General features: G+C 74.0%; 7 protein-coding genes. 1 reads left to right on the plus strand and 6 read right to left on the minus strand.

Annotated elements, in window-relative coordinates; all coding sequences use genetic code 11:
• Nucleotides 1-24: 24 nt before the first annotated feature.
• From ACWCPY_RS39450 to hutU, 3 genes are all read right to left on the minus strand, one after another.
• Nucleotides 25-1,407, minus strand: a complete 1,383-nt coding sequence (locus ACWCPY_RS39450; protein WP_451273435.1) for a formimidoylglutamate deiminase — start codon at nucleotides 1,405-1,407, stop codon at nucleotides 25-27.
• Entirely contained in the window at nucleotides 1,398-2,606 is a 1,209-nt protein-coding gene (locus tag ACWCPY_RS39455) for an allantoate amidohydrolase (RefSeq protein WP_451273451.1), read from the minus strand. Before ACWCPY_RS39455 ends, ACWCPY_RS39450 begins: the two co-directional genes overlap by 10 nt.
• A gap of 86 nt (nucleotides 2,607-2,692) precedes the next feature.
• Entirely contained in the window at nucleotides 2,693-4,354 is a 1,662-nt protein-coding gene (gene hutU / locus ACWCPY_RS39460) for a urocanate hydratase (protein WP_451273437.1), read from the minus strand.
• Between the two features lie 380 nt (nucleotides 4,355-4,734).
• Between hutU and ACWCPY_RS39465 the strand changes: the two genes are divergently transcribed.
• Nucleotides 4,735-5,199: a roadblock/LC7 domain-containing protein gene (locus ACWCPY_RS39465; protein WP_451273453.1), complete on the plus strand. Its 465-nt coding sequence runs from the start codon at nucleotides 4,735-4,737 to the stop codon at nucleotides 5,197-5,199.
• A gap of 22 nt (nucleotides 5,200-5,221) precedes the next feature.
• Here the strand turns inward: ACWCPY_RS39465 and ACWCPY_RS39470 are convergent, their stop codons facing one another.
• The 3 genes from ACWCPY_RS39470 to ACWCPY_RS39480 all read right to left on the minus strand — a co-directional run.
• The gene (locus tag ACWCPY_RS39470; RefSeq protein ID WP_451273439.1) at nucleotides 5,222-5,758 is read right to left on the minus strand and encodes a hypothetical protein; all 537 of its coding nucleotides are present in this window, start codon (nucleotides 5,756-5,758) and stop codon (nucleotides 5,222-5,224) included.
• Between the two features lie 268 nt (nucleotides 5,759-6,026).
• Nucleotides 6,027-6,872, minus strand: a complete 846-nt coding sequence (locus ACWCPY_RS39475; protein WP_451273441.1) for a MurR/RpiR family transcriptional regulator — start codon at nucleotides 6,870-6,872, stop codon at nucleotides 6,027-6,029.
• Nucleotides 6,873-7,051: 179 nt separating this feature from the next.
• On the minus strand, nucleotides 7,052-7,703 hold a 652-nt coding region (locus ACWCPY_RS39480; protein ID WP_451273443.1), incomplete at its 5' end, for a hypothetical protein.

Genomic DNA, 7,703 nt, shown 5'->3' on the forward strand with positions numbered 1-7,703 from the left:
TGCTCTCCTTGCGGGAATCCGGTCTCAGCCGTGCAGGGCGGCGATGGCCGAGGCGAGTGCTGCGGGTACGTCCTCGACGAGTGCGTGCCGCCCGTCGCGGACGATGTGCCGTCCTGCGACGACCGTGTGCCGCACATCGGCCGCGGAGGCGGCGAATACGACCGCTTCGGCAGCGAGTCTGGGCACCGGTCCCGCCGTTCTGACGGAGTCCAGGGCGACGGTCGCCAGATCGGCGGGCGCGCCGGGTTCGATGATGCCTGCCTCCGGCCGGCCGAGCGCCGCGTGGCCGTCGACGGTCGCGGCGCGCAGCAGGGCGGCCGCCGTCCAGTGACCGCGTGCCCGGGTGCGCAGGCGCTCGTCGAGCTCCATCGCGCGGGCCTCCTCGAAGAGGTCGATCACGGCGTGGCTGTCGCTGCCGAGGGAGAGCGGCGAGCCGGCGCGCTGGAGGGCGACGGCGGGGCCGATCCCGTCGGCGAGGTCGCGTTCGGTGGTGGGGCACATGCAGGTGCCGGTCGCCGAGGAGCCGAGGAGCGCGATGTCCTCGGCGGTGAGGTGGGTGTTGTGGATGCCGGTGGTGCGCGGGCCGAGGACCCCGTGGTCGGCGAGGAGCCGGGTGGGGGTGCAGCCGTGGGCGGCGAGGCAGGCGTCGTTCTCCGCGGTCTGCTCGGAGAGGTGGACATGGAGCGGGGCCTGCCGCTCCTCGGCCCAGGCGGCCACGGTGGCGAGCTGCGCGGCGGGCACGGCGCGCACGGAGTGGACGGCCGCGCCGATCAGCGCGTGGTCGCCGCCCTTGAGGAGGGAGGCGCGTTCGGCCCAGGCGTCCGCGGTGGTGTCGGAGAAGCGCAGCTGGTGCCGGTCGGGCTGCTGGTACTGGGTGGGGCGCTTGCCGAATCCGGCGGAGAGGTAGGCGGTGTCCAGCAGGGTGATCCGGATCCCGGCCTCGCCCGCCGCCGCGATCAGGGCCTCGCCCATCGCGTTCGGGTTGTCGTACGGGGTGCCGCCCGGCGCGTGGTGCAGATAGTGGAATTCGCCGACCGCGGTGATGCCTGCCAGCGCCATCTCGGCGTACACGGCGCGGGCGAGGTCGTAGTACGAGTCGGGGGTGAGCCGGGCGGCGACCTGGTACATGATCTCGCGCCAGGTCCAGAAGGTGCCGGAGCCGACCTGCACGGTGGAGCGCAGGGCGCGGTGGAATGCGTGCGAATGGGTGTTGGCGAGCCCGGGGACGGTCAGCCCGCGCAGCACGGTCGCGCCCGGCGGCGGGGTGGCGACGCCGGTGCGGACGCCCGCGATCAGCCCGTCGGACACATCCAGGGCGACGCCCGGCTCGACATGGGTGCCGAGCCAGGCGTGGGAGAGCCAGTACGTCACGGTGGCGGGCCTGGGGCCGTTCGTTGTCAGCTGCACGCGAGACCTTCCAGTACGTCGGCGAGTGCGATCACCCCGGCCACGCAGTCGTCCTCGCCCGCGTGCTCGGCCGGCGAGTGCGAGATCCCGGTGGGGTTCCGTACGAACAGCATGGCGGTGGGGACCGAGGCGGACAAAATACCCGCGTCGTGTCCGGCGCCGGTGCCGAGGACGGGTACGGCGCGACCGGCGTCGTCCCGGCTCGCGAGGATCTTGCCGAGTTCGTCGCGCAGGGCGTGCTCGAACTCGACGACGGGCGTGAAGGACTCCCGTACGACGTCGAGGTCGATCCCGGCGCGCTCGGCGTGCTCCCTGGCGGCCCGTTCGATGCCGGCGACCACGGCGTCCAGGCGGTCCTGGTCGGCGGCGCGGGAGTCGAGCCAGCCCCGGACGAGCGAGGGGATGGCGTTGACCCCGTTCGGCTCGACGGAGATCTTGCCGAAGGTGGCGAGGGCCCCGGCGAGCTCCGCCTCGCGGCGGGCGGCGAGCACGGTCTCGGCGTACGTGAGCATCGGGTCGCGGCGGTCGGCGAGGCGGGTGGTGCCCGCGTGGTTGGCCTCGCCCCGGAAGTCGAACCGCCAGCGTCCGTGCGGCCAGATCGCGGAGGCGATGCCGACCGGGTCGCCGGTGAGGTCGAGGGCCCGCCCCTGTTCGACGTGGAGCTCGACGAACGCGCCGATGCGGGCGAGCCGTTCGGGGTCCGGGCCGATGGCGTCGGGGTCGTATCCGGCCGCCTCCATGGCCTGCGGCAGCGTGATGCCGTCGCCGTCGCGGAGCCGGTGGGCGGCCTCCACGGTCAGCTGTCCGGCGGCGAGCCGGGAGCCCACACAGGCGAGCCCGAAGCGGGCCCCCTCCTCGTCGCCGAAGTTGCTGATGGCCAGCGGCCGGGTGAACTCCGCTCCCCTGCGGCGGAGTTCGTCGAGCGCGGCGAAGGAGGAGACCACACCGAGCGGCCCGTCGAAGGCGCCGCCGTCCGGCACGGAGTCGAGATGCGATCCGGTGACGACGGCGTCCCCGGCGAGGGGGTCGCCGAGCCAGGCCCACTGGTTGCCGTTCCGGTCGACCTCGTAGGTGAGCCCGCGCGCCTCGGCCTGCGCCCGGAACCAGGCGCGGCAGTCGGCGTCGGCCCCGGTCCAGGCGTAGCGGCGGTAGCCGCCGCTGTCCCGGTGCCGGCCGACCGGCAGGAGCTCCCGCCACATGGCCCCGAACGAGGACGGGCCGCCGGCGGCCGGGGCCGTACCCCCGGCCACGGCCCCGGTCCCGGTCCCGTGGCCGGTCGGAAGGCTCACTGTCCGTCCTCGGTCATCGGCACGCGCACGCCCTTGTCCGCGGCGACCGACTCCGCGATGTCGTACCCGGCGTCGACGTGCCGGATGACGCCCATGCCCGGGTCGTTGGTGAGCACCCGGCGGATCTTCTCGCCCGCCAGCTTCGTACCGTCGGCGACGGTCACCTGCCCGGCGTGGATGGAGCGCCCCATGCCGACGCCGCCGCCGTGGTGGATGGAGACCCAGGAGGCCCCGGAGGCCACGTTGACCATGGCGTTGAGCAGCGGCCAGTCGGCGATCGCGTCGGATCCGTCGAGCATGGCCTCGGTCTCCCGGTACGGGGAGGCCACGGAGCCACAGTCCAGGTGGTCGCGCCCGATGGCCAGCGGCGCGGCCAGCTCACCGCTCGCCACCATGTCGTTGAACCGCTCACCGGCCCGGTCGCGCTCGCCGTAGCCGAGCCAGCAGATCCGGGCGGGCAGTCCCTGGAAGTGGACGCGTTCGCCGGCCATCTTGATCCAGCGGTGCAGCGACTCGTTCTCGGGGAAGAGTTCGAGCATCGCCTTGTCGGTCTTGTGGATGTCGGACGCCTCGCCGGAGAGCGCGGCCCAGCGGAACGGGCCCTTGCCCTCGCAGAAGAGCGGCCGGATGTAGGCGGGCACGAAGCCCGGGAAGTCGAAGGCCCGGCCGTAGCCCGCGAGCTGGGCCTCGCCGCGGATGGAGTTGCCGTAGTCGAAGACCTCGGCCCCGGCGTCCATGAAGCCGACCATCGCCTCGACGTGCTTGGCCATCGACTCCCGGGCGCGCTGCGTGAAGTCGGCGGGCTTCTCGGCGGCGTACGAGGCCATGTCGTCGAAGTCGACCCCGAGCGGGAGGTACGACAGCGGGTCGTGGGCGCTGGTCTGGTCGGTGACGATGTCGATCGGGGCACCCTCGGCGAGCATCCGGGGCAGCAGCTCCGCAGCGTTGCCGAGCAGGCCGATGGAGAGCGGGCGGCGGGCGTCCCGCGCCTCGGTGGCCAGCTGGAGCGCGTGCTCCAGGGAGTCGGCGCGCACGTCCAGGTAGCGGTGCTCGATCCGGCGCTCGATGGCGCGCGGGTCGCAGTCGATACAGATCGCGACGCCGTCGTTCATCGTCACGGCGAGCGGCTGGGCGCCGCCCATGCCCCCGAGTCCGGCGGTCAACGTGATCGTGCCGGCCAGGGTGCCGCCGAACTTCTTCGCCGCGACGGCGGCGAAGGTCTCGTAGGTGCCCTGCAGGATGCCCTGCGTACCGATGTAGATCCACGATCCGGCGGTCATCTGGCCGTACATGGTGAGCCCGAGCGCCTCCAGGCGGCGGAACTCCTCCCAGTTCGCCCAGTCCCCGACCAGGTTGGAGTTGGCGATCAGGACGCGCGGCGCCCACTCGTGGGTCTGCATGACGCCGACCGGGCGGCCGGACTGGACGAGCATCGTCTCGTCCTGCTTGAGCGTCCGCAGCGTGCGCACCATCGCATCGAAGGAGCGCCAGTCACGCGCGGCCTTGCCGGTGCCGCCGTAGACGACGAGCTTGTCGGGGTGCTCGGCGACCTCGGGGTCGAGGTTGTTCTGCAGCATGCGCAGGGCGGCCTCCTGCTGCCATCCCAGGGCGCTCAGTTCCGTACCGCGCGGTGCCCGTACGGGGCGGGGTCCTGACATGGCGGTGCCTCCTCGCGACTGTAAGTCTTCTATTCACATCCTGAAGGTCTGAATACTCGTAGTCAACAGCTCCGCGCCGTCGCATGGGGGCAATGACTCGCACCCGCCCGCGCACAACGTCGCCCGGGTGCCCCTGTCGCGCGCCCTCCGCGCACCTCCACGCACCTCCGTACGCTCCGGCATGTGCCTCTGGAAAGTGCCCGAACCCTCTCCGGGGGCAAGCACGTTGCGTAGCCTCGTGGTCACACGGACACCGCACGCCGAGCCGGCCGGGAGGGGCGTCCACGCACCCTCGGCCGCTCAGCCCCGTCGGCTCGCACACACCTTGGGAGGCCCCTGTGATCCGAGCACTCAGACTGCGCGCCGGGACGAAACGGCCGATGGAGGCCGGGCCCCGGACGCAGCACGTCCTGGCCGAACTCCAGCGATTACGGACCGGGGTCCCGCTCCTGTCCGGCGCCCTGGTCGCCGGTACGGACGGAATCGTCCTGGCCCATGACACCCCGGACGTGGAGCCCGAGGAGGTCGCCGCGCTGACCGCGACGGCCCTCGGCGTCGCGGTCCGGATGATGGAGGCGACCGGCCGGGGCGACTTCGACGGGCTTCTCGTACAGGGCGGGTCCGGCCGCGTCGCCTCGTACGCCGCGGGCCCCTCGGCCGTCCTCACCCTGCTCGCCGACAAGGGGATCGACATCGACACCCTCCACTCCGAGGGCCGCCGGTCGGCCGCCCGCATCGGCGAGCTGCTCGCCCCCGCACCGCTCGGTGCCGCCAGTGCGGCGCCCTCGGTCCCCTCCGCCCGGCAGCGGCCCCCGCAGCCCGGCCCGCTGCCGCCCCGCCCCTGACGGCCGGGGCCGACGGGCGGACTCAGCGCCTGCGCCGCGCCCCGCCGGGCGCGGCGTCACCCGCCATCGGACCGGTCGACCGGTACCCCTTGACCTGCTTGCCCGCGGGCCGTCCCCGCTCCACCCAGTCGGTCCGCACCCAGTACAGGGCGTCGTCCCGGTGCTCGCGCCGCCCGATCCGGACGGCCTTGATCCAGAGCCCGGCGCCCGCCCCGGCGAGCACCATCCCACCGGCCCCGGGCAGCAGGAACGCGCTCGCCACCGCCACGAGGAACGCCCCGAGCAGCCACCACCGGTGCCGCCGCCGCCAGTTGCGTACGGTCACGGCTCGGTCCTGGAGGAAGTCGGAGCGCCCGGCACGCGTGGCGCCCCCGGCCAGCTCCGCGTACCTGCGGCTCCGGACCAGCGCCACCACGGCGGCGGTGATCAGGAACAGCGCGGCCCCGGACAGCAGTCCGATCCGGCGTCCGGTGAACCCCGGCACCAGCGCGCCGATCGCCGCGGCCAGCAGCCCCGGCCACCACAGCGGTGCGGCTCCGGCCCGTACGATCACGGCCACTCTCGCCAACGACTGCGCTCCGCGCCCCACGTCCGTACCCCTCTCCGCAGCTCCTCGTGAGCCTTTCCGGCCCGGAGAGTAGTGGCCGCAGATGAGCGGTGCCTGAGAATCGGCGAACTCGCGGCAGGCAGCCGCCCCATCGCATACCCGCCGTCCCACACCGCGGCGGCCCCGGCCGTCCCCGGCGCCGGACGCTCGCGCCACACCTCGATACGGCGGCACGCCCCCGGGCCCGCCGCTCCGACCGGGGTGACCGGCCCCGGGCCCGTCACTCCACGAACAGTCCCCGCGCCGCCGCCCTCGCGTCGAACTCCTCCAGCCGCGCCTGCGCGTCGGGCAGGCCGTCGCACATCGCCTCCAGCAGTACCCGGCCCAGCAGCATGGGCGCGCACGCCGTGTCGAAGGCGAGCCCGGTGCCGACGGCTGCCGGGATCAGCAGATCGCTGTACTTGGCGACGGGCGCGAACGCGGAGTCCGCCACCGACACCACGGCCAGCCCCTGCTCCTGCGCATACGCGAGGGCGTCCACGACCTCCTTCGGATGCCGGGGCAGCGCGAAGCAGATCAGCGCGGAGGCGCCCGCCCGCCGCGCGGCGTCGATCCGGTCGCGCAGCATGCTGCCGCCCTCGTCGAGCACCCGGACATCGGGGTGGACCTTGGCCGCGAAGTATCCGAAGCCGCGCGCCTGCGAGGAGGCGGCCCGCAGCCCGAGCACCGGCAGCGGGCGCGAGGCCGCCAGCAGCCTGCCCGCCCGCTCGACCGGCCCGGGGTCGGCGAGCAGCTCCGCCAGATGCCGCAGGTTCTCGATCTCGCCGAGCACCGCCTGCTGGTACTCGTTGTACGCGTCGTCCCCGCCCACCGGCTCGGGCTCGGCCGGGGCGACCTCCCGCAGGTGCTTGCGGAGCGCCGGATAGCCGTCGAAGCCGAGCGCCACGGCGAAGCGGGTGACGGACGGCTGGCTGACCCCGGCGAGCTCGGCCAGCTCCACGCTCGACAGGAACGGCACGTCCCCCGCCTTGCGCACCATCGAGTGCGCGATGCGCCGCTGGGTGGGTGTGAGCCGGCGCCCCTCGAAGAGCTGCTGCAACCGCGCGGCCGGGCTGCTCCCGCTCATGCTGTCCCCTCGGTAGATCCGGCGCACCATGATCCGGCGCCGACAAATCCATTCAGCCAGCAAGGCGTCTGCATGTCCATATGCAGCCGGGGCGCGGGCCGGGTCCGGGGGCGGCGCCCGGTTCTCGGGCGCCGCCCCCACGACCGCCGCCCCGGGTCAGCCGCCCCCGCGACCGCCGCTCAGGGCGCGTCCGTGCCGTCCAGGATCTCGACGACCGAGACCCAGGACTCCCATCGCCGCGTGAACACCCGCAGCGTATGGCCGCCCGGCACGGTCCCGGACCAGGCTGCGGTCGCGCCCCCGTCTCCCCGCACGCCGTCCGGTGCGCTGCCCGCTGTGCGCCGCAGGCCGTCCGCCTCCAGCCCGGTGTGCACCGTCCTCAGCTGTTCCCGGGCCGTTGCCACGTCGTCGTACTCGACGAGGCACTGCCGGGCCACGGCGTCACGCGCGCCCCGGTACTCCTGGCTGTAGCCGACCCTGTCGGGCGCGCCCGCCTGCGGAAACGTGACCGGGCAGAAGGTGCTGAGACCCGCCCGGTTCAGGAGGTCGCCGCGGGCGTCGGAGTCGACGGGCCGCCCCTCGTTCTCCTTCCAGCGCCACGTGCCGTACAGGGGCACTTCCTTCGCGGGCAGGGTCCGGACCATGCCGTTCTCGCGGAACGGATTGTCCGGCGCGGTGGCCACCGCGCCCCGCTCGTGCTGCCGGTCGGTCGGCAGCAGGACCCATGCCCCGGCGGCCATCAGTACGGCCGCGCACAGTGCCGCGGCGCTCGCCCTGCGCCGCGCACGGCGTCGTTGCCCCCTCTGCCGGATCTCCTCGGCGGCGGGCAGC

The organism is Streptomyces sp. NPDC002403 (assembly GCF_053593015.1).

Coding starts and splice junctions, on each gene's coding strand:
- ACWCPY_RS39455 (WP_451273451.1), bottom strand. CDS start 2,606: ATGTGGCGGGAGCTCCTGCCGGTCGGCCGGCACCGGGACAGCGGCGGC.
- hutU (WP_451273437.1), bottom strand. CDS start 4,354: ATGTCAGGACCCCGCCCCGTACGGGCACCGCGCGGTACGGAACTGAGC.
- ACWCPY_RS39465 (WP_451273453.1), top strand. CDS start 4,735: ATGGAGGCCGGGCCCCGGACGCAGCACGTCCTGGCCGAACTCCAGCGA.
- ACWCPY_RS39475 (WP_451273441.1), bottom strand. CDS start 6,872: ATGAGCGGGAGCAGCCCGGCCGCGCGGTTGCAGCAGCTCTTCGAGGGG.